This window comes from Erythrobacter sp. CCH5-A1 (assembly GCF_001557115.1).
Lineage (GTDB): Bacteria > Pseudomonadota > Alphaproteobacteria > Sphingomonadales > Sphingomonadaceae > Erythrobacter.
On record NZ_LSKQ01000174.1, the window covers coordinates 1 to 21,588 of the forward strand.

General features: G+C 67.3%; 23 protein-coding genes. 13 read left to right on the plus strand and 10 right to left on the minus strand.

All coding sequences use genetic code 11. The features are described from left to right. Positions 1-75: 75 nt before the first annotated feature. Positions 76-1,080 carry an NADP-dependent oxidoreductase gene (locus tag AX708_RS09645; RefSeq protein ID WP_066530249.1) on the minus strand — a complete coding sequence of 335 codons (1,005 nt, stop codon included), beginning with the start codon at positions 1,078-1,080 and terminating at the stop codon, positions 76-78. Positions 1,081-1,204: 124 nt separating this feature from the next. Here AX708_RS09645 and AX708_RS09650 point away from each other — a divergent pair, with 124 nt between their 5' ends. From AX708_RS09650 to AX708_RS09705, 12 genes are all read left to right on the plus strand, one after another. Continuing rightward, a complete protein-coding gene (locus AX708_RS09650; protein WP_082745596.1) occupies positions 1,205-3,343 on the plus strand; it encodes a molybdopterin-dependent oxidoreductase in 2,139 nt (712 codons plus the stop codon). Positions 3,344-3,367: 24 nt separating this feature from the next. After that, the gene (locus AX708_RS09655; RefSeq protein ID WP_066530243.1) at positions 3,368-4,378 is read left to right on the plus strand and encodes an NADP-dependent oxidoreductase; all 1,011 of its coding nucleotides are present in this window, start codon (positions 3,368-3,370) and stop codon (positions 4,376-4,378) included. Then, the gene (locus tag AX708_RS09660; protein WP_066530241.1) at positions 4,378-5,145 is read left to right on the plus strand and encodes a ThuA domain-containing protein; all 768 of its coding nucleotides are present in this window, start codon (positions 4,378-4,380) and stop codon (positions 5,143-5,145) included. The genes AX708_RS09655 and AX708_RS09660 overlap by 1 nt, the downstream gene beginning before the upstream one ends. Beyond that, positions 5,142-5,519 carry a limonene-1,2-epoxide hydrolase family protein gene (locus tag AX708_RS09665; protein WP_066530239.1) on the plus strand — a complete coding sequence of 126 codons (378 nt, stop codon included), beginning with the start codon at positions 5,142-5,144 and terminating at the stop codon, positions 5,517-5,519. The genes AX708_RS09660 and AX708_RS09665 overlap by 4 nt, the downstream gene beginning before the upstream one ends. Before the next feature lie 100 nt (positions 5,520-5,619). Beyond that, positions 5,620-6,861, plus strand: a complete 1,242-nt coding sequence (locus tag AX708_RS09670) for a cytochrome P450 (protein WP_066530236.1) — start codon at positions 5,620-5,622, stop codon at positions 6,859-6,861. A 1-nt stretch (position 6,862) separates the two neighbouring features. Continuing rightward, a complete protein-coding gene (locus AX708_RS09675; protein ID WP_066530233.1) occupies positions 6,863-7,945 on the plus strand; it encodes an acyl-CoA dehydrogenase family protein in 1,083 nt (360 codons plus the stop codon). 25 nt (positions 7,946-7,970) lie between these two features. Further along, positions 7,971-8,396, plus strand: a complete 426-nt coding sequence (locus AX708_RS09680) for a Zn-ribbon domain-containing OB-fold protein (RefSeq protein WP_066530231.1) — start codon at positions 7,971-7,973, stop codon at positions 8,394-8,396. Continuing rightward, on the plus strand, positions 8,393-9,559 hold the full coding sequence (locus tag AX708_RS09685) for a thiolase family protein (RefSeq protein WP_066530229.1): 1,167 nt from the start codon (positions 8,393-8,395) through the stop codon (positions 9,557-9,559). Before AX708_RS09680 ends, AX708_RS09685 begins: the two co-directional genes overlap by 4 nt. After that, positions 9,556-10,329 carry an SDR family NAD(P)-dependent oxidoreductase gene (locus tag AX708_RS09690; RefSeq protein WP_197426118.1) on the plus strand — a complete coding sequence of 258 codons (774 nt, stop codon included), beginning with the start codon at positions 9,556-9,558 and terminating at the stop codon, positions 10,327-10,329. Before AX708_RS09685 ends, AX708_RS09690 begins: the two co-directional genes overlap by 4 nt. A 2-nt stretch (positions 10,330-10,331) precedes the next feature. Beyond that, a complete protein-coding gene (locus AX708_RS09695; RefSeq protein ID WP_066530226.1) occupies positions 10,332-11,087 on the plus strand; it encodes a ThuA domain-containing protein in 756 nt (251 codons plus the stop codon). Between the two features lie 55 nt (positions 11,088-11,142). Beyond that, entirely contained in the window at positions 11,143-12,351 is a 1,209-nt protein-coding gene (locus AX708_RS09700) for an acyl-CoA dehydrogenase family protein (protein WP_066530223.1), read from the plus strand. A 141-nt stretch (positions 12,352-12,492) separates the two neighbouring features. Next, entirely contained in the window at positions 12,493-13,395 is a 903-nt protein-coding gene (locus AX708_RS09705; RefSeq protein ID WP_066530218.1) for an SDR family oxidoreductase, read from the plus strand. On the opposite strand, the gene kynU is transcribed toward AX708_RS09705, so the two are convergent. The 6 genes from kynU to dksA form a co-directional block, all read right to left on the minus strand. Further along, positions 13,392-14,615, minus strand: a complete 1,224-nt coding sequence (gene kynU, locus AX708_RS09710; RefSeq protein ID WP_066530215.1) for a kynureninase — start codon at positions 14,613-14,615, stop codon at positions 13,392-13,394. The two genes, AX708_RS09705 and kynU, sit on opposite strands and share 4 nt — an antisense overlap. Next, positions 14,612-15,403: a tryptophan 2,3-dioxygenase gene (locus tag AX708_RS09715; RefSeq protein WP_066530212.1), complete on the minus strand. Its 792-nt coding sequence runs from the start codon at positions 15,401-15,403 to the stop codon at positions 14,612-14,614. Before AX708_RS09715 ends, kynU begins: the two co-directional genes overlap by 4 nt. Before the next feature lie 36 nt (positions 15,404-15,439). Continuing rightward, positions 15,440-15,850, minus strand: coding sequence for a DUF4112 domain-containing protein (locus AX708_RS09720; protein ID WP_197426117.1), 411 nt, complete (start codon positions 15,848-15,850; stop codon positions 15,440-15,442). Between the two features lie 17 nt (positions 15,851-15,867). Further along, a complete protein-coding gene (locus AX708_RS09725) occupies positions 15,868-17,331 on the minus strand; it encodes an ABC transporter substrate-binding protein (protein WP_197426116.1) in 1,464 nt (487 codons plus the stop codon). 89 nt (positions 17,332-17,420) lie between these two features. After that, a complete protein-coding gene (locus tag AX708_RS09730; RefSeq protein ID WP_066530204.1) occupies positions 17,421-17,798 on the minus strand; it encodes a PilZ domain-containing protein in 378 nt (125 codons plus the stop codon). 232 nt (positions 17,799-18,030) lie between these two features. Continuing rightward, positions 18,031-18,489 (minus strand): RNA polymerase-binding protein DksA, encoded by a 459-nt coding sequence (gene dksA, locus AX708_RS09735; RefSeq protein ID WP_026091984.1) that lies wholly within the window; start codon positions 18,487-18,489, stop codon positions 18,031-18,033. A 286-nt stretch (positions 18,490-18,775) separates the two neighbouring features. On the opposite strand from dksA, the gene AX708_RS09740 reads away from it, so the two are divergent. Beyond that, positions 18,776-19,096: a hypothetical protein gene (locus tag AX708_RS09740; RefSeq protein ID WP_066530203.1), complete on the plus strand. Its 321-nt coding sequence runs from the start codon at positions 18,776-18,778 to the stop codon at positions 19,094-19,096. 175 nt (positions 19,097-19,271) lie between these two features. Here AX708_RS09740 and AX708_RS09745 read toward each other — a convergent pair whose 3' ends face one another. Genes AX708_RS09745 through AX708_RS09755 form a run of 3 tightly spaced genes read right to left on the minus strand, consistent with a single transcriptional unit; the run spans position 19,272 to position 21,588 of the window. Next, positions 19,272-20,411 carry a GNAT family N-acetyltransferase gene (locus AX708_RS09745; protein WP_066530198.1) on the minus strand — a complete coding sequence of 380 codons (1,140 nt, stop codon included), beginning with the start codon at positions 20,409-20,411 and terminating at the stop codon, positions 19,272-19,274. Then, entirely contained in the window at positions 20,408-21,136 is a 729-nt protein-coding gene (locus AX708_RS09750) for a glycerophosphodiester phosphodiesterase family protein (RefSeq protein ID WP_066530196.1), read from the minus strand. The genes AX708_RS09745 and AX708_RS09750 overlap by 4 nt, the downstream gene beginning before the upstream one ends. Next, entirely contained in the window at positions 21,133-21,588 is a 456-nt protein-coding gene (locus tag AX708_RS09755; protein ID WP_066530189.1) for a RidA family protein, read from the minus strand. Before AX708_RS09755 ends, AX708_RS09750 begins: the two co-directional genes overlap by 4 nt.

The window sequence follows — 21,588 nt, forward strand, 5'->3', positions numbered from 1 at the left end:
TGCGACTAGGCGGCAAAGCCGCCAAGTCTCGCTCCCCTCCCGCTTGCGGGAGGGGCTGGGGGTGGGCCCTTGCCCTTACAGCTTCAGCATCTGCTTCCCGCGGTTCTGCCCCGTGAACAGCCGCTGCAAGGTCGTCGGCGCGTTCTCGAAGCCGTGCTGGATGTCTTCCTGGTACTTCAGCGAGCCGTCCTTGACGAAGCCCTCGAGCCGCTTGCGGATGCCGGGGAACTCGCTCGCCCAGTCGAGCACGATGAAGCCCGCCATCGTCCCGCGCCGGAAAACGAGGTTGAAGTAGTTCTCCGGCCCCGCGGGCAGCGTGCCGGTCTCGTAGCGGCTGATCCCGCCGCAGATCACCACGCGGGCGCCGGTAGCGATGCAGGCGAGCATGTCGTTCAGGATCTTGCCGCCGACATTGTCGTAGATCACGTCCACCCCGCGCGGGCACAGCTCGCGGATCTGCTCCTTCACGCGGCCTGCCTTGTAATCGATCGCGGCGTCATAACCCGCCTCGCGCACCAGCCAGTCACACTTGTCCTGCCCGCCCGCGATGCCGACCACGCGGCACCCGGCGATTCTGGCGAGCTGGCCGACGATGCTCCCCGTTGCCCCCGCCGCGCCGCTCACCAGCACGGTGTCCCCCGCCACGGGCTTGCCGACCTTGAACAGCCCGCAATAGGCGGTCAGCCCCGTCGTCCCCAGCACCGAGAGCACGGCAGTGGGCGACAATTCGGTCTCGACCCTGGTCAGCTCCTTGCCGTCGGTGACGAGATATTCGGTCCAGCCGGTGGTGCCGAACACCATGTCGCCGACTGCGAACCTGCCGCCGTTGGACGCCACCACCTCGGCGATCCCGCTGCCGCGCATCACGTCGCCGATATTCATCGGCGCAACGTAGTCGGCGATGTTCTCCATCCAGCCCTTCTGCGCCGGATCGAAGCCGAGATAGTGCTGCTTCAGCAGCATCTCGCCCGGGGCGGGATCGGGGAGCTGGGTTTCCACCAGCTTGAAATCGTTCTCGATCTCGATCCCGCGGCCGCGCGGGTGGCCGTTGAGGAGCCATTGGCGGGTGGTGGTGGGCATGGGGTATCTCCTTGGTTCGAGTGCCCTATTGCGGGGCCGCGCGCGGGGCCTCCACGGACAAAAGTGTCAGTCGAGCGCCCCCGCCCCTGTGATAGTCTCGCCCGACCTGCCGGGGAGAGAGACAATGGGCGTTCAGACTCACAAGACCTTCTGCCGTTTCTGCCATGCCAATTGCGCGATGGAAGTGGATGTCGTGGACGGAAAGGTCGTCGAGGTCCGCGGCGATCCGGACGATCCGGCCTATGGCGGCTACACCTGCATGAAGGGCCGCGAGCTGCCGGATTCGCACAACTCCGAGAACAGGTTGCACCACAGCCTCGTGCGGAACGAAGCGGGCGAATTCGTCTCGACCACGATGGATGAGGCCCTCGCCCATGTCGCGAGCGAATTGCGCCGGATCATCGACCGGTATGGCCCGCATTCGGTAGCGGTGTTCATGGGCTCGGGCGGCTTTCAGAACAGCGCCGCCATGTCCGCCTCGCTGAGCTTTGCGCAAGCGGTGGGCAGCCGCAATTTCTACACCTCGGTTACGCTCGATCAGCCCGCCAAGGTCTTCACCACCGCACGCTACGGCAAGTGGATGGCGGGGCCGAACACCTTCTCCGAAAGCGACGTCGCCTTCTTCATCGGCAACAACCCGATCGTCTCGCACTATTCGCCGGTGGGCGGCGTCCCGCCCTTCAGCCCCTCGCGCCGCATCCGCGACAAGCAGATGGAGGGGATGAAGCTGATTGTCGCCGACCCGCGCGAGAGTGATGTCGCGCGGCTGGCCGACATCTACCTGCCCGTGAAGCCGGGCGAAGACCCGGCGATGCTGGCGGGGATGCTCAACGTGATCATCGCCGAGGGGCTGTATGACCGCAATTTCGTCGCGGCCCACGTGGACGGGTTCGACGAGCTGGCCGAGGCGGTGAAGGCCTTCCCGCCCGAAGTTGCGGCGGAACGTGCGGGGCTCGATAAAGACCAGCTGATCGCCGCCGCGCGGATGTTCGCGCAGGGCTCGAAGGGCTGCGCGGTGACCGGAACGGGGCCCGAAATGGCGGGGAACGGGACGCTCACCGAATATCTAGTGGTGTGCCTCAACACCATTTGCGCCCGCTTCAAGCAGGAGGGCGAGAAGGCCGCGATCCCCGGCGTGTTCAGCCCCTACCAGACCGCGCGCCGTGCGCAGGTGGGGCCGCCCGTGCCGATGTTCGGGGCGGAGGGGATGCCCAAGTCGCGGTTCCGCGGGCTCGGGCACCTGGGGTGGGAGATGCCCTGCAACGTGCTGGCCGACGAGATCCTCACTCCCGGCGAGGGGCAGGTGCGTGCGCTGATCTCGGTTGGCGGCAATCCGGTGGTGGGCTTCCCCGATCAGGCCAAGATGGTTCGTGCGCTCGATGATCTGGAGCTGTTCGTGCAGATCGACCCGTGGATGAGCGCGAGCGCCAAACGCGCCGATGTGGTGTTGGCGCCCTCGCAATGTCTGGAGCGCGAGGACATCACCAGCCTGTCCGAATGGTGGCACGAGGAACCCTATGCCCGCTACACTGAAGCGGTAGTCGCAGCGCCAGGCGACTGCATCGACGAGTACGAGATGTTCTGGACGCTGGCGCACCATCTCGGCATCCAGATGAACCTCGCGGGCGGCCCGCTGCCGATGGATCGCAAGCCCACCAAGCAGGAGTTTCTCGACCTTGCGGTGACCGGCTGCCTCGTGCCGCCGAGCCAGGTGCGAAAGGACTGCGCGGCGAACGGCGGGGCGGCAGTGCTCTATCCCGAAAAGCACCCGCTGGTGGAGCCGGTCGACGAGAGCGAGTTCCACCGCTTCGACCTTGCCGTGGGCGCAATGCCCTCGGAGATCGGCAAGTATGCCCAAGCCAGCGCCGCGCGCGAGGGTTTCGATTTCCGGCTGATCTCGCGGCGCTCGAAGACGCGGTTCAACTCGATCGGCCATCCCTTGAAGAAGCTGCAGGAGAAGACCACCACCAACCCGGCCTTCATCCATCCCGACGACATTGCGGCGCTGGGGCTGGAGGAAGGCGGGCTGGTCGCGATCACCAGCCCCCACGCCACGATCCACGGGGTGGTGAAGGCAAGCGACAAGGTGCGGCGCGGGATCGTTTCGATGGCGCATGCCTATGGCGATGCCGATGCGGGGAAGGACGATGTACGGACCCGCGGCGCCTCGACCAACCGGCTCGTCAGCGAGGTTGTCGACTACGATCCGATCACCGGGCAGAGCTTGCAAAGCGCCATTCCGGTTAAATTGGAACCGGCCTAACTTTAACCATATCGGGAATTTCAGATGCCCCAGAATCGCCGTTTTCTGCTTCAGCGACGCCCCCAAGGCACCCCTGTGCCCGATGATTTCGCGCTTGTAACCGAGCCGACCCCCGCGCTGGAATCGGGGCAATTCCTGATCCGCAACCATTACGCATCGCTCGATCCGGCGATGCGCGGCTGGATGGATGCCGAGGGCAATTACATGCCCCCCATCCCGCTGGGCGAGTCCGTCCGGGCGAGCACCATCGGCGTGGTCGAGGAAAGCCGCGCGGAAGGTTTTGCGCCCGGCCAGTGGGTGATGGGGCTGAACGCGCTCGAGGACTATTCCATCGGCGTTGCAGGCGGCTTCACCCAACCGATCGATCCCTCGCTGGTGCCAAGCGTCACCAACTACCTCTCGATCTTCGGCGCAGTGGGGATGACCGCCTATTTCGGTTTTCTGGAGGTGTGCGAACCCAAGGCGGGGGAGACCGTGCTGGTGACCGGTGCCGCAGGCGCGGTGGGCAGCCTTGTCGGCCAGCTCGCCAAGATCCACGGCTGCCGCGCTGTCGGCATCGCCGGCGGCCCGGCCAAGTGCGCGCGGCTCACGGAGAAATACGGCTTCGACGCCGCCATCGACTATCGCGGCAAGGATGAAGCCGCGCTCACCGCCGCCATCGCCGCAGCCTGCCCCGATGGTGTCGACGTGATCTTCGAGAATGTCGGCGGGATCATCCTCGATGCGGGGCTGATGAACCTGAACCTGCATTCCCGCGTCGGCCTGTGCGGGCTCATCAGCGAATACAACACCGAGCCGCGCGGCATCCGCAACCTGTGGCAGCTGATCGTCAAGCGCGCGCACATCAGAGGCCTGCTGGTCGCCGACTACGTCCCGCGCTTTGCCGAGGGTGCCGCGCAGATGGGCGTCTGGGCGTCGCAAGGCCGCCTCACCATCGACGAGCATATCGACGAGGGGCTGGAGAACGCCTTCGACAGCTTCATGCGCCTGTTCGCGGGGACGAATGACGGCAAGATGATCCTCAAGATCGCCTGATGGCACGCTCGCTGCTCGTGCTGTCAGGGGGCCATCCTTACGAGGCGGGGCCGTTCGACGAACTCCTGCACAGCCTCGGCGACTGGGAGGTCACGCACCTCGTCCACCCCGAGGGCGGCGAGGCTGACGCCGCCGAGGCCATCCGCGAGGCGCACGCGCTGCTGTTCTACGACATGGCGGGCTACAGTTTTGGCGAGGGCACGGTGACGATGCGCCCGCCCTCGCCCGCCTTGCGCGAGGCCGTCACCGCGCGCTTTGCCGACGGCAAGGGCGCGGTGGCGATGCACCATGCGCTGGCGGGCTGGGCGCTGTGGCCGGAGTGGCACGACTGGCTCAGCGGGCAGTTCCACTACCGGCCGGGCGCGCATGGCCTCGATTCCGGATACCGCCACGACATCGCTTACGAAGCGCGGGTGGTCGCCGACCATCCGGTCACGCGCGGCCTTCCCGCAAGCTTCACCGTCACCGACGAGCTCTACCTCTGCCCCGTCGACGAGAGCGCCATCACACCCCTGATCCGGGCCGAGGGCTTCTCCTTCACCCGGGACAATTTCTACTCCGCTGCGCAGGCCGTCGCCGGGGCCATGTTCAGCAATGCGGGCTGGGAGCACCCGCCGGGCAGCAACTGCGTCGCCTGGGAGAGCCGCACATGCCCCGCCCCGCTCGTCTACCTGCAATTCGGCGATGGCCCCGCGACCTACGCCAACCCGCACGTGCGCCAGATTCTGCGGCAGGCGCTCGACTACATCTCAGGAGGAACCGCATGACGCCCCAGGAAACCGTCGAGGCCTTCATCGCGCACTGGAACGCCTGCGACATCGACGCGATGATCGCGCTGTGCGCCGAGGACATCGTCTACCACAACGTGCCCATGGAGCCCGTCACCGGCACCGCGCAGATGCGCGCGATGGTCGAAGGCTTCCTCGGCGCGGTCGAGCGCTGCGACTGGCAGACCCACGCCATCGCCGCCAACGGCAACACCGTGCTGACCGAGCGCACCGACATCTTCCATTTCAAGGACGGCCGTCGCGCCGCGATCCGGGTGATGGGCACTTTCGACATCGGCACCGACGGCCGCATCACCGGCTGGCGCGACTATTTCGACAGCCAAGAATTCCAGCGCGAATTTGCCCCGGCGTGATGCGGCGCACTCGACCCTAACACAAACGCGCATCGCATCCGGGCCGCGAGGGCCGCTAGGCTCCACCCATAATCTCGAGAGGGGTCTGGAGCCGCATCCCATGAACAAGCCCGAAGGCAATGTCTTTGCGCCTGAAACGCTGATCGATCCGTTCGATTATTACCGCGCCGTCCACGAGGCGGGAGTGGCGATCGAGCACCTAGAAGGCATGAACACCTGGGTCGTCTATTCCTACGACCTGTGCAGCGAGGCGGCGGCCAAGCCCGAGGTCTTCTCGAACGACTTCACCGCTCTGATGGGCCGCGAGGCGGAGGAGGATATCCAGGCGATCCTTGCCGAAGGTTGGCCGGACCTGCCCACCCTGCTCACTGCCGACCATCCGGTCCACACCCGCAACCGCAAGCTGGTGAACCTGGCTTTCTCGGCCCCGCGCGTCAACGCGATCGAGGCCGACATGCGGCAGAAGTCGATCGAGCTGATCGAGGCTTTCGCCGACCGGGGCTCGTGCGAGTTCGTGGAGGAATTTGGTGTGCCGCTCCCCGTCGCGATGATCGCCGGGCAGATCGGTCTGGACGATGATCCCGCGCGGGTGAAGCGCTGGTCGGACGCGGCGGTCGACCGCTTCAGCCAGATGGTCGACCACGAGCACAAGAAGGAATGCGCCCGCAGCCTCGTCGAGTTCCAGCACTACATCAAGGGGTTGATCGACGACCGCAAGGCCAACGGCGGCAATGACCTGCTCACCGACCTCGTCGAGGCGCGGGTCGAGGGCGAGACGCCGCTTTCCGACCCGGAAATCATGTCGCTGATGCAGCAGTTCATGGTGGCGGGGAACGAGACCACCACCTCGACGCTGGCGGGCGGCCTGCTCCAGCTGATCCGCAACCCCGACCAGATGGCCAAGGCCAAGGCCGCCGCCGGTGGGCGCGATCCCAAGGTCATCATGAACCTCGTCGAAGAGGCGCTGCGCTACGAAACGCCGACCGCGGGGATGTGGCGGATCGTCAAGCAGGATACGGCGCTTGGCGGCATGGCGATCCCGGCGGGCAGCGTGGTGCAGCTGCGCTATGCCGCGGCCAACCGCGATCCGTCCAAATTCCCCGATCCCGACCGCTTCGACATCGAGCGCGCGAACGCCCGCACGCACCTCTCCTTCGGCAAGGGGCCGCATATGTGCGTGGGCAACATGCTCAGCCGCAAGGAGATGCTGGTCGCCTTCGACGAGCTGCTCGAACGGCTCGATAACTTCGCGGTCGCGGACGAGAACGAGATCCGCATCCTCCCCAACATCCTGCTGCGCGGCGTGACCCACCTGCCGATCACGTTTACCCGGAAGGGCTGACATGAATTTCGACCTTTCCGAAGAGCAGCAGATGTTCGTTTCGTCGGTCGAGCGCTTCGCCGCGGCGGTCGATGTCGACTGGCGCCGCAAACTGCGGCTCTCGCCCACCGGCTATGACCGCGCGCGCTGGCAGCAACTGGCCGAGATGGGGCTGATCGCGCTTGCCGCCGGTGAAGACGCGGGCGGCATGGGCGGCTCGGCGGTCGATCTAGCGCTGGTGCTGGAGGCGATTGGCAAGGCCAACGCGCCCGATCCGCTGCTCGAACACGGCATCCTGCCCGCCCTGTTGCTCGAACGCGGCGGCGCGGGCGATGTGCTGGAGGGCGTGCTGTCGGGCGAGACCCTCGCGACCCTCGCCTGGACCGAGCGCAGCCAACGCTACAGCCTCAAGGCCAAGGGGATGAAGGCCGAAAGCGCCGGCGACAGCTTCACCCTCACCGGCGAAAAGACGATGGTGATGGGCGCGCTGCTCGCCGACCTGTTCATCGTCACCGGCGACCTCGGCGGGGAGACCGCCTGCTTCCTCGTGCCGCGCGACGCGCCGGGGCTGGAGGTGCGCGCCTATCGCCTTGCGGACGGCAGCATCGCGGGCGAGATCAAGCTGACGCGCACCCCGGCGCGCGCGAAGCTGGCGCTCGACATGGCGGGCCTTGTCGCGATCGCCGCCGACCTCCGGCTCTATGCCGCGGCCGAAATGGTGGGCCTCGGACAGCGCCTTCTGGACGATACGCTCGCCTATGTGAAGGAGCGCGAGCAGTTCGGCGTCGCGATCGGCAGCTTCCAGGCATTGCAGCACCGTTTGGTCGATTGCTATGCCCGCGAAGAACAAGCACGATCAATGCTTTACCGCGCAGCATTGACTGACCGCGCCGATGCCGAAAAGTGGCAGCGCGCCGCCGCCGGGGCCAAGGCCTATATCGGCGAGAACGTCGACGCCATCGCCCGCGAGGCGGTGCAGATGCACGGCGGCATGGGGATCACCGACGAGCTCGCCATCGGCCATGCGCTGAAGCGCGTGCTGGTGCTCGCGCGGCTGTTCGGCGACGTCGACACCGTGCTTGCGGAATATGCGCTCGCGGCGTGACGCGGGGAGGAGGGGACACGACATCATGGGCGAAAAGATCGACCCGAACCTGTGGAGCGACGGGGCGCAGCCGCATCTGATGGGCGGCAGGCTGCCCTCGGGGCAGATCGTCTTCCCGATGCCGGTGGGCGATGCGGCGGAGGGCGTCGAGCCCTACAAGCTCTCGCGCCGCGGCAAGCTGTGGTCGTGGACCTCGCAGGGCTTCCTGCCGAAGGAACCCTATGAAGGCCCCGGCTCCGGCCCCGGCGAAGGCCCGCCCGACTTCCAGCCGTTCCTGCTCGGCTATGTCGAGCTGCCCGGCGAAGTGATCGTCGAGAGCCGCATCGTCGACGCGCGATTGGAGGACCTCCATCTCGGCATGGAGCTCGAATTCTGCATCGTGCCGTTCAACGCGCGCTACGACACCTTTGCCTTCCGTCCTGCCACCGCCAGCGAAAGCAAAGCCGCATGAGCGAGAACGTCTACATCATCGGCGCCGGGATCCACCCCTTCGGCCGCACCGACAGCCGCTCGGGCCGCGAACAGGGCGTCTATGCCGTGCGCGAGGCGCTGGCCGATGCGGGGCTGGAATGGCCCGATATCGAATGCGCCTATGGCGGCAGCGCGGCGGCGGGCAATGCCGACATCATGGTCAACGAGCTGGGGCTGACGAGTCTGCCCTTCACCAATGTCGCCAATGGCTGCGCCACGGGCGGCAGCGCGCTCGCCGCCTCGCAGCAGGCGATCGCGAGCGGCATGTATGACCTCGCGCTGGCGGTCGGCTTCGACAAGCACCCGCGCGGGGCGTTCAACGCCAAGCCTTCGGACTATGGCCTGCCCGAATGGTACGGGCAGACCGGCATGATGCTGACCACGCAGTTCTTCGCGCTGAAGATCCAGCGCTACATGCAATTGCACGGCATCAGCCGCACCACCTTGGGGCGGGTCGCCGAAAAGGCCTTCCGCAACGGCACGATCACGCCCCATGCGTGGCGGCGCAGTCCGGTCGATCTCGAGACGATCATGAACGCGCCGATGATCAACGACCCGCTGACCAAATATATGTTCTGCTCGCCCGCGGAGGGCGCGGTGGCGCTGATCCTCGCTTCGGAAAAGAAGATGAAGGAGCTGGGCGCGGACGGGGTGAAGATCCGCGCGGTTTCGGTCAAGACCCGCCCGCCCAATTCCTTCGAGGTGTTCCAGGCCGGCATCAGCATCGAGGAAGGCGGCAAGCCCACCGTCCTCGCCTCGCAGGCCGCCTTCGAGAAGGCCGGGATCGGTCCCGAGGACATCTCGGTCGCGCAGCTGCAGGACACCGAGAGCGGCGCGGAGATCATGCACATGGCCGAGAACGGCTTCTGCAAGGACGGCGAGCAGGAGGAATGGCTCGCCAATGGCTGGACCGAGATCAACGGCGGCAAGCTGCCGGTGAACACCGACGGCGGGTGCCTCGCCTGCGGAGAGCCGATCGGTGCGTCGGGCCTGAGGCAGGTCTACGAAAATGTCACCCAGCTGCGCGGCCGGGCGGGCGAGCGGCAGGTGCCCGAAAAGAATGGGCGCAAGGTGCGGTTCGGCTACTCCCACGTCTATGGCGCCCCCGGCCTGTCCGGCGTCGCGATCCTGGAGCGCGAATGAGCACCCGGATGCAGGGCAAGGTCGCGCTCGTCTCGGGCGGCGCGGAGGGGATCGGGGCGGCGGTCGCGCGGCTGATCGTCGGCGAGGGCGGCAGCGTGATGCTGGGCGATGTGCAGCTCGAGAAAGCGCAGGCGCTCGCCACCGAGCTGGGCGAGCGCGCGGCTGCGACCCACCTCGATGTGCGCCAGCTTGCCCAGTGGGAGGCCGCGGTCGCCGCCACGCTCTCGCGCTTCGGCAAGCTCACCGTGCTGTGCAACATCGCCGGCATCTCGGAGCCCGGCAACGTCCCCGACGGCGCATTGGACGTGTGGGAGCGCACCATCGACATCAATCTCCACGGCCCCTTCTACGGGATGCGCGCCGCGATCCCGGCGATGGAGGCAAGCGGGGAGCCCTGCGCCATCGTCAACATCGGTTCGATGATCGCGCTGCGCCCGGCAAGCTTCGTGGCGGCCTACTCCGCCTCCAAGACCGGCCTGAGGGGCCTCACCCAATCCGTGGCACTCGACCTTGCCGAGCGAGGCCTCCCGATCCGCGTCAACATGGTCCACCCCGGCGCGATCCGTACGCCGATGTACAACCGCTACAAGTTCTCCGGCGCCGACACGCCCGAGAACATCGAGACCAATTTCGCCGCTACCCACCCGATGAACCGCATCGGCGAGCCCGAGGAAGTCGCCCGCGCGGTGGTCTTCCTCGCCTCCGACGACGCAAGCTTCACGACCGGCTGCGACTTAACCGTCGACGGTGGCGGCAGCATCAGGAGCTAAGCATGGGCGCACAACCCGCCACCCGCATCGACGCGCATTTCATCGCCGCGGGCAAGTATCACGACATCGACTATCCGCGGCTCGAAATCCTCAAGCTGCTCGCCGAACACCCGCATATCCGCACCACCGTGGCGGCGGACTATTCGGGGCTCGAGCGGCTCGACCAGTGCCGCTTCCTCATCACCTATACCTGCGACCTGATGCCGACCCGCGAGCAGGCGCAGCAGCTGAAAGCGTGGCTGGAGAAGGGCGGCAAGTGGATGGCGCTCCACGGCACCAATTCGATCCTCGTCTTCACCGCCGAAGGGCTCGTCGACGCCCCCGACGAGCGTCCCGATGTGATGGAAATGCTCGGCACGCAGTTTGTGGCCCACCCGCCCATCGACAAGTTCCCGGTCGAGGTGGTCAACAAGGACCACGAGCTGACCCGCGGGATCGAGGATTTCGAGGTGGTGGACGAGCTCTACCTCTCCAAGACCACCGCCCCCATCGAAACCCTGATGCAGACCACCTTCGAAGGCGAGGCGACCGGTTTCACCCACAGCACGTGGGAAAAGACCACGGTTCCTATCGTTTATACGAGGGATATCGGGCGAGGGCGGATCGTATACAATGCGCTCGGCCATTGCCGCGGGCACTATGACCTTCCCGGCATGGCCGATTTCTACCCGCACAAGGAAATGTGCGCGTGGAATTACGACGTCTATTACGACCTGCTGCGGCGGACGATCGCATGGGGGATGCGGGACGGGGAATGAAGCTGGCTGGGCCTGACGGCCGTAGCTTGAGGGATCAAGACTGGGACTGATTGCAATGGACATGGACTTCTCCCCCGAGGACATCGCCTTCCGCGAGGAAGTGCGCAGCTTCCTCGCTGAAAACCTGCCCGAGCGGCTGCGCGACGGCGCGCGCCGCACGCCGGGGGTTTTCGTCGAGCCCGATATCGGGATGGAGTGGCACCGCATCCTCTTCAAGCAGGGCTGGGTCGCCCCGCACTGGCCCAAGGAGGACGGCGGCACCGGCTGGACGCCCACCCAGAAGTTCATCTTCGAGAAGGAATGCGCCCTCGCCGGCGCGCCTGCCTTGGCGATCCTCGGCCTGCGCCTTGTCGGACCGGTGATCTGCGAATTCGGCACCCCCGAGCAGAAGGCGCGCTTCCTGCCCGGCATCCTGTCCGGCGACGACTACTGGTGCCAGGGCTATTCCGAGCCGGGCAGCGGCTCGGACCTTGCGAGCCTGAAAACCTCGGCGCGGCTCGAGGGTGACGAATACGTCATCAACGGCTCCAAGATCTGGACCACCCACGCGCACCACGCCGACTGGATCTTCGCGCTGGTACGCACGGATACCACGGTGAAGAAGCAGCAGGGGATCAGCTTCCTGCTGGTGCCGATGGACCAGCCGGGGGTGGAGGTCACCCCGATCCACTCGATGTCGGGTGATCACGAGGTCAACGCAGTGTTCTTCACCGATGCCCGCACCTCGGTCGACAACCGCATCGGTGCGGAAGGGGCCGGGTGGACCATCGCCAAGTTCCTGCTCGAGAACGAGCGCGGCGGGTCGTGCTATGCCCCGCGCCTGCTCCAGAGCATCGACCGGCTCGAAAGCCTCGCCCAGACCCAGCCCTCCGGCGTCAACGGCGCGATCGCGCATGACCCGCGTTTCCGCGACCGCCTCGCCCGCGTACGGCTGGAGGCCGAGGCGCTCGAAGTGACCGAGCTGCGCATCCTCGCCGAATTGGCGAAAGGCCGCGCGCCCGGGCCGCAGACCTCGCTGGTGAAACTGCTCGGCTCGAACCTCGGCCAGAAGGTCGATGTGCTGCGTCTTGAACTGCTGGGGCCGGACGCGCTGCAATTGCCGCTCGAGCGCCCGCTCTACGGCAACGAGGCGCCCGAACCGGTGGGGAGCGAATATGCCCAGACCGCGATGGGCAAATACCTCAACAACCGCGCCTCGACGATCTTCGGCGGATCGGACGAGGTGCAGAAGAACATCATTGCGAAAACCGTGCTGGGGCTTTGAACGAACCCATCCTCGTCATTGCGAGGAGTGAAACGACGAAGCAACCCATCGACCGGCGCTCGAACATGGCGAGGGCCGGCCATGGATTGCCGCGCCGCCTGCTGCGGCTCGCAATGACGAGAAACGAGAGAGGACGCACCAATGGACGCTTCGAAACTGATGTTCCGCGATGGCCTAATGGCAGGCGAGCGCATTCTCGTGACCGGCGGGGGCACGGGCCTCGGGCGCGAGATGGCCGAGGCCTTCCTCAAGCTGGGCGCCACGGTCTACATCTGCGGCCGCCGGCAGAACAAGCTCGACGAGACCGCCGCCGAACTGACCGCGCTGCATGGCGGCAAGATCGTGGGGATGGCCTGCGACATCCGTGATGCGAACGCGATCCACGACATGGTCGACGCCATCTGGGCCGATGGCGGCGCGCTCACCGGCGTCGTCAACAACGCTGCGGGCAACTTCATCAGCCGCACCGAGGACCTGTCGGTCAACGGCTTCAACGCCATCGCCGATATCGTGATGCGCGGCACCTTCTACGTCACGCTCGACATCGGCAAGCGGCTGATCGCGGAGAAGAAGAAGGCGAGCTTCCTCTCGATCCTCACCACCTGGGTGTGGTCGGGCAGCGCCTTCGTGGTGCCGAGCGCCATGAGCAAGACCGCGATCAACGCCATGACCCAGAGCTTGGCCACCGAATGGGGCCGCTATGGGTTGCGCTTCAACGCCATCGCCCCCGGCCTCTTCCCGACCAAGGGCATGAGCGCGCGGCTGCATCCGGGCGGGGCGGGCGGCAATTCGGGCAACAGCCTCAACCCGATGGGCCGCGCGGGCGAGATGCACGAGCTCGCCAATCTCGCGGTGTTCCTGATGGGGCCGGGCGCGGAATATGTGAACGGCCAGACCATCGCCATCGACGGCGCGGGCTTCCAGGCCAATGGCGGCACGTTCTACCCCATGCTTCAAGGCCTCGGCGATGCCGAGTGGGAGCAGATGCGCGCGATGATCAAGGGCACGAATGCGGCCGATAAAGCGGATAGAACCGTCGGTTAAGTCACCGCCGCGCGCTGGTTGAACTCTTCGCGCTGCCACTCGCCGCTCGCCAGCAACTCGGCGAGGTGGCGGGCGGCGGCGGCCATATCCGCAAAGCTGAGATATGCGGGCGCAAAACCAAACCGCAGCACGTCGGGCGCGCGGAAATCGCCGATCACGCCGCGCGCGATCAACGCCTGACAGATGGCGTAGGCCTCGGGGTGGCGGAACGAAAGCTGGCTCCCGCGCTCGGCGGCGCGCGGCGGGCTGACCAGTTCGAGCGCCACATCATGCGCCATCAGGCTTTCGAGAAAGAACTCCGAAAGCGCCTGCGACTTGGCGTAGAGCCGGTCGACGCCGATCCCGACGATCAGATCGACCCCCACCTCCAGCGCCGCGAGCCCCAGCACCGGGGGCGTGCCGCATTGCAGCCGCTCGATGCCGGGCGCACCTGCATAGTCGTCCGAGAAGGCGAAGGGCGCGGCGTGGCCGAACCAGCCGGTCAGCGGCTGCTGCAAGCCCGCCTGATGGCGCTCGGCGACGAAGGCGAAGGCGGGCGCGCCCGGGCCGCCGCACAGGTATTTGTAGCCGCAGCCGACCGCGAAATCCGCCTTCACGGCGTTCAGGTCGACCGGCAGCGCGCCGGTCGAGTGCGACAGGTCCCAAAGCACCAGCGCGCCCGCCTTATGCGCGGCGCGGGTGAGCGCGGCCATGTCGTGGAGTGCGCCGGTCTTGTAATGCGCGTGGGTCAGCATCAGCAGCGCGACATCGCCATCCAGCGCCGCGACCAGCCTGTCCCGCTCCGCCAGCCGCCGTTCGGCGAGGCCCTGCGCTTCCAATCCGGCGATCATGTAGAGATCGGTCGGGAAGTTGCCCGGTTCGGACAGCACCACCTTGCGCCCGGGCCGCATATGGAGCGCGGCGGCGATCAGCTTGAACAGGTTCACCGAGGTCGAATCGCAGGCGATCACCTCGTGCGGGGCAGCACCGATCAGGGGCGCGATCTTGCCGCCGATGCGGCTCGCCATGTCGAACCAGCCCGCGCTGTTCCACGAGCGGATCAGCCCCTCGCCCCACTCGCTCTCGACCACCCGCGCCAGTGCGGCCGGGGTCGCCTTGGGCAGCGCGCCCAAGGAGTTGCCGTCGAGATAGATCACCCCCTCGGGCAGCGTGAACCGCTCGCGGAACCCCGCCAGCGGGTCGGCGGCGTCGAAGTCGGCGGCGCGCGCCTCGGGGGTCATATCGCGGTCCTGACGCTCAGCAGCTCGGGGAAGAACGCCTGCTTCAGCACGCCCTCAAGGTAGGGCACCCCCGGCGTGCCGCCGGTGCCGCGCTTGAAGCCGATGATGCGCTCCACGGTCTTCAAGTGCCCGAAGCGCCAGCGCTGGAAGTGGTATTCGAGATCGACCAGCTTTTCGGCCAGTTCATAGAGATCCCAGTGCGCCTGCGGGTCGCGGTAGATCGCCGCCCACGCCGCCTCGACGCTGGCATCGGGGGTGTAGGGGACGGCCGGATCGCGCGCCAGCACGGCCGCGTCGATCGCCAGCCCCCGCCGCGCAAGCAGGCGGATTGCCGCGTCATAGAGGCTCGCACGCCCCCGCTCCGCCTCCAGCCGACCCGCCCAGTCGGCATTCGACTTGTGCAGCCGCACATGCTTCCCGTCGCGCCCGCCGAGCATGAACTCCATCATTCGGTACTGCGCCGACTGGAACCCGGAAGACGCGCCCAGATGGGGCCGGATCGCCGAGTAATCGTGCGGGGTCATGGTGCTGAGCACGTCCCAGCTCTGGATCAACTGCTGCTGCGCCCGCGCCACCCGAGCGAGCATCTTGAAGGCAGGCCTCAGGTCATCGGCCTCGATGCACTCGCGCGCGGCGGTCAGCTCGTGCAGGCACAGCTTGAGCCACAGCTCGCTCGCCTGGTGGACGATGATGAACAGGAGCTCGTCATGCGCATCCGAGGCAGGGTGCTGCGCTGCGAGGATTCGGCCAAGATCGAGATAGCTCGCGTAGGTGACATCGGCGCTCATGCCCTGCCTCCTAGCGTGCCCCGGCGGCAGAGGAAACTAGCCCTCGATCACCCGCGTCTCGGGATGGTGCTTGTCCAGATGCCGCATCAGGATCTTGAGGTTCTTCGAATTCGAACGGAACACGAGGTCCGCCGCATCGCCCACCACGGGAATCGCGCCGATCGCGGTGTCGAACAGCACGTTCGCTCCCATCCGCGCGAGTTTCCACTTGGGCAGGCCAAGGTTCTTCGCCTCCCACACGATGTAGGCGCCCATCGCGGTCGTCACCACATCGCCCAGCACCGGCACGAGGCCGATGATCGCGTCGAGCCCGACCGGCATGTTCACGCCGGGGATCGTGAAGCTGCGCTCGAGCAGCCGCTCAAGCATCACCGTGCGCGCGCGCACGGAGGCCGGATCGGTCCCGGCGGGAAGCGCAAAGCGCATGGGTTCGGGGCGGTCGGGCATGGGTCGTTCCATACCCCCTATGTGGTGGGCTGCGAAAGCGGGAACAAGGGGTGGAAGGCCCAGGGGTTGGGCTGGAAGTTGCGCAAGGTCCCGCGCACCAGCGACCAGCGCACGGGGACGCCGAGCGGAATGTAGACCTCGCTCTGGGCGAGCACCTTGTGCGCCTCGGCGAGCAGCACCTCGCGCTGCGCCGGATCGCGTGTGGCCTGCGCCTGCTTGACCAGCGCATCGGCCGCCGGCGCGCACAGCCCGGTGCCGAGGCGGCAGTTGAACTGGTTCAGGTACCACACCGGCGAGACATAGCGCGCGAGCGTATCGCGCAGCTCGAGGTCGGCGGGCTCGCCCGGCGCCGCGCGGCGGGTGGTCACGCCGATCGTGGCCCAGGCCTCGGCGAGCTGGCGGAAGAGGAGATCGCTTCCCTTGCCGCGCGGAAGCGCAACCCGCACCACCGCCTCGCGCCCCGGGCCTGCCCACGCCCGGATGCGGGCAGCGGCGGCCTCGCGGCGCTCGTCGATCGAGGCGCCGTTCCAGCGGTCTTGCCCATAGGTCGGCGCGGCGAAGGCCTCGGGCGGGACGATCCAGCTGTTGTCGCGCCAGCCGCCAAGGCCGAACGCCTGGATCAGCGCGGGCCGGTCGATCGCCATCGACAAGGCCTCGCGCCGCGACGGGTCGGCGAGCAGGCCCGCCTCGCGCCGCACCGTCAGCCCGAACAGGCCGACTGTCGGATCGACCTGGACAGTCCCGCGCGACAGGGGCCCGGCCTCGGCGGTGGCCTCGGGGAAATCGACGATGCTGCCGCCCAGCACCAGATCGACATCGCCGCGCGCGAAGGCTTCGACCGCCTTGCCGGCCGGAAGCGCGCGGATCGCGACGGGGCGGGCGACCTCCTCCCAGTCCTCCCGGGCAGGCAACCCGCGGGTTTCCGGTGGAAGCGCCGAGAGCCGAGCGACGGCATCATCCCGGCCCTCGCCGCGCGACATCGCCATCGGCCCCGCGCCGCTGCCGCCGCGGGTGAAGCCCATCTCGCTCTGGGCGAGCAGGCGCAGGAAATCGGGCATCGGCGCGGTCAGCTGCACCTCGATCACCCGCCCGGTCATCGCGCGGATCGCACGGATATTGCCCAGGTCGAGCCCGAGCGAGGTGCCTTCCAGCTGCACGATCCGGCGCCGCAGCTGATCGCGCACGTCGCCCGCCTCGATCTCCTCGCCGCCCGGCCAGGTGCTGTCGCGCAGCCGGAAAATGTAGCTGAGGCCGTCATCGGTGACGATCCAGCGCTCGGCGATCGCGGGCACGACCTGCCCGGAGGCATCGAGCGTGACGAGGCCTTCATGCGTAGCGCCGCGCACTAGCTGTGCGGCCGGGGTCAGGCGCACGCCATCGTCGAACATGGCAGCAGGCGTGCCGATGACCGCGACCTCGATCGCCCCTTCGCCCGCTCCGAGGTTGCAGGACGAGAGTGCCAGCACGGCAAGCGGAAGCACGCAGATTCGCATCACCCCTGCCTAGCAGGTTGAAACGCGGCGGTCAGCTTGGGGAGCGGCGCGGGGCCGCATAGTGCCCCGAAAATGGCTCAGATCTTGCGCAGAGTCGTAGGATGGGGCGGCAGAGGCGCGCGGTGGGCCCACGAAGGCTTGACCACGGCCGCGGCCGGATCATCGTCGCCCTGCAGCGGGCGGCGGGCCTTCTGCGAATCGATTTCCTCGTCGAAGGCGACGCCGAAGCGGTTGTCCTGCACCCACGCGACCGTCCCGCCTACCGCGCCGATATTGCGCAGCTCGACCATCACGCGATGCCCGCGCTGCACGCGCAGCTGGCCTTCGCCCATCATGCCGCCATCGGAAAGATTGCGGACCCGCACACGGTAGGTCTCGGCGTTCTGTTCGACACGAACGTCAGCCAGCAGAAACAGGCTGTCGCGCGCGACACTGCGTGTTTCAACCCCCGTCATCTTCCGGTTAACCTCCTGAGCCGAATAGTCATGCCGCCTGCGCGTAGGGATAAACTGTGCGAACCCGCGCTTGTGCTGCTTCGCTCGTGCGCCTTTCGCAGTTAACGGGCAGTAAAGTTTTACCCCCGTGGAGCGCTGACCTTGCCATGCGTCCCAAGGCGGAACAGGTTTGCCGGCATTGTTGAAAGATGGCTAGACACGGTGGCCGACCCATCCTTGTCCGCAGCCGCGATCAATCGTCGCGCGAGACCTTTTCGCGGCGCTCGTGGGCTTCCTGCGCCTCGACCGTCATGGTCGCGACCGGACGGGCGATGAGGCGCCTGAGGCCGATCGGATCGCCCGTCACCTCGCAATAACCATATTCGCCGGAATCGATGCGCCGCAGCGCCGCATCGATCTTGGAGACCAGCTTGCGCTGGCGATCGCGGGTGCGCAGTTCGATGCCCCAGTCAGTCTCGCTCGAGGCGCGGTCAGTGAGGTCGGCCTCGCGGATCGGGCCATCCTGGAGCGATTGCAGCGTCTGCCCGGCGGCCGAGTGGATCGAGCGCTTCCATTCGATCAGCAGCATCCGGAAATAGGCCTGCTGGCGCTCGTTCATGTATTCCTCGTCCTCGCTCGGGACATAGTCCGGAGCCAGAAGACGCTTGGCCTTTTCGAGAACATCAATGTCGTCAGACGCGGTGGATGGCATCACGCACTCTCATTTCGTGAGCCGCCGGGGAGACCGTCGCGTCCTGACGCCATGAATTTTTTCATTGGCTCACTTGGTCCCAGCAAGCGGAAGGCAATGCGCGCCCTATAGGCAAGGCCCCGAGGGCACACAAGCGGCTTTGGCAAGCATGTTGGGGGCAAAACTGCGCGGGAAAAGTCTGCCTGCACAAGGCGCAAACGGCGTTAACTAATTTTTGACCATAATTGCCGCACCTTCGCTTCACGGAAGGTCGCCGAGGGGGGTGACCGGGTGAAGGGGACTGACAATGAACATCATCGCAATCGGAGCCAATGTCTCCCGCGAGAATGGTGACGAAGGCCTGATCGGCGGTTGGCTGGCGGGTGCCGCTCGCGGCGATGCGGGGGCGTGCTACGACCTTGGCGTCGCGTTTTCGACGGGGAGCAACGGGGCGCCCTGCGATCTGATCGAGGCGCACAAGTGGTTCAACCTCGCCGCCGCGCGCGGGCACGAGGAAGCCGCCCATTGCCGCGCCGACATCTCCGAGGAGATGACCGCGCGCGAGATCGCCGAAGCCCAGCGCCGTGCGCGCCAGTGGCTGGCCGAGGGTCGTCTGCGCGCGGCCTGAGGCTTTGCGCGTCAGGTTGGAATAAAGGCATTTTCCTACCGCGATGGAATGCGGCACCGTCGGCGGATGGCCCGTCGCACGCATCTTTTCCGCGATCCTCAACTGACGTTGCGCGGCACCTGTTTTCCGCGTCTGGACAGTGTCTCATCTGTCTCCAACACGGCGGGAGACCGCCTCACTCGCCCTTGCGGAACGGGGTGCGGCTGCCGAGGTAGAGCTGGTCGCTCGCCACCCCCGCCCGCTCGCGCGCGAGGAAGTCGGCAACCGCGCTGCGGAACCCCGGATCGGCGATCCAGTGCGCCGACCAGGTCTGCACCGGCTCGTAGCCCCGGGCGAGCTTGTGCCCGCCTTGTGCGCCTGCCTCGACCCGCGCGAGGCCGCGCGCGATCGCAATGTCGATTGCCTGATAGTAGCACAGCTCGAAGTGGAGGAAGCGCACCTCGCGCGTGCAGCCCCAGTAGCGCCCGTAGAGCGCATCGCGGCCCGCAAAGTTCAGCGCCCCTGCAATCGGCGTGGCCCCGTCATAGGCAAGGATCAGCACGATCCGCTCTCCCATCCTCTGCCCAAGCAGCGAGAAGGCCTCGCGGGTCAGGTAGGGGCTCCCCCATTTGCGGGCTCCCGTGTCCTGATAGAACACCCAGAAGGCGTCCCAGTGCTCCTCGCGGATCTCGGGGCCGGTCAGGTGGCGGATGGTGAGGCCTTCGGTGGCGGCGGCGCGCTCCTTGCGTAGGTCCTTGCGCTTCCTCGAGGAGAGCGCGGCGAGGAAGTCCTCGAAGGTGGCATACCCGCGGTTGAACCAGTGGAACTGGATGTCGGCCCGCGGCATCCAGCCGCCCGCTTCGAACAGCGGGAGCTGGGCAGGGTCGATGAAGGTGGCGTGGGCGCTCGAGAGCTTGTTCTGGAGGCACACCGCCTCGGCGCCCTTGAGAAGGTGCGGGGCAAGGCTCGCGTCGGAGAGCAGCAGCCGCGGGCCGGTCGCCGGGGTGAACGGCGCGGCGATCTGGAGCTTGGGGTAGTAGCGTCCGCCCGCGCGGTGCCATGCGTCGGCCCAGGCGTGGTCGAAGACATACTCGCCCTGGCTGTGGCCCTTTGCGTAGGCGGGCATGGCGGCGAGCAGGGTGCCGTCCGCGGCGGTGATGGCGATGGGCGCAGGCTCCCAGCCGGTGCCGGGGCCGACGCTGCCGGAGTCCTCCATCGCGGTGAGGAAGGCGTGGGAGACGAAGGGGTTGTCGCTGCCGCCGAGTGCGTCCCACGCGGCGGGGTCGAAGGCGCCGACGGAGGAGGCGATGCGGACGGTGAGCTCCGGCGCGCTCACGCCAGCCCGTCCCCCTCGGCAATGAGGGCGTCGGCGAGCGCGAGGCCGGTGGCGCGGGTTTCGGGCGAGCGGACGGTCCAGGTGAGCAGCGGCCTTCCGCCTGCGCGCCACGCCGCCGCCTCGGGCCGCGCAAGGTCACGCACGTCGATGGCGAGGAAGTCGGGCTCAGCGGCGGTGACGGCCTCATGAGAGCGCCACACGCCCTCGAAGCCGTTCTCGTAGGAGTCGGTGCCGACAAGGCCGCGGGTGATATCGGGAGCCTCGGCCGCGAACCACATCGGCACGCGCGGATCGAAGCTCATAACCGCAACGTCACCATGATAGGAGTCCAGATGCTCTGCCACCACGCGACACGAACGCTCGACATCGTAGTCAGGGAGCGACTTCACCTCGATCAGCAGCGGCACCCGGCCCGCCACCACTTCGAGGAACCGCGCCAGCCGCACCGGGCGCTGGTCAGTGCCAAGGAGGTGCAGTGCCTCGAGCTCGTCAGCGGTGCGCTCGGCCGCGACTCCGCTCTCGCCGGTCAACCGCGCGAGGTCCCAATCATGGAATACGATCGGGTGATCGTCGCGGCTACGCTGAATGTCGCACTCGATCCCCATGCCGCGGGCGATCGCGCCCTCGGCAGCCGCCAGCGAGTTCTCGGGCACGCCGGGGCCATGCAGCCCGCGGTGAGCGAACTCCCACTGCGTCAGCCAGCCGGGGGCGGGCCTTACGATCATGCCTTCAGAGCGACCACCGCATCGACTTCCACCGCCGCGCCGCGCGGCAGGGCGGGCACGCCCACTGCGGCGCGCGCATGCTGTCCCGCGCCGCCGAAGACCTGCTCCATCAGGTCCGAGGCGCCATTGGCAACTTCCGGCTGCTGGGTGAAGTCGGCCGTGCAGTTGATGAAGGCACCCAGCTTCACCACCCGCTCGACGTGATCGAGCAGACCGGCGCTCTGGAGCTGCGCGAGGATCATCAACCCGCAGGCGCGCGCGGCGGCCTTGCCGTCCTCGACGCTCACATCATCGCCCAGCCGGCCGGTGACCACCGCCCCGTCGACGAAGGGCAGCTGGCCCGAGACATAGGCCATCCCGCCGCTCACCACCACCGGCACATAGCTGGCGACGGGCGCGGCGGCCTTGGGCAGGGTGATGCCGAGTTCGGCAAGGCGTGCGGTGTAGCTCAT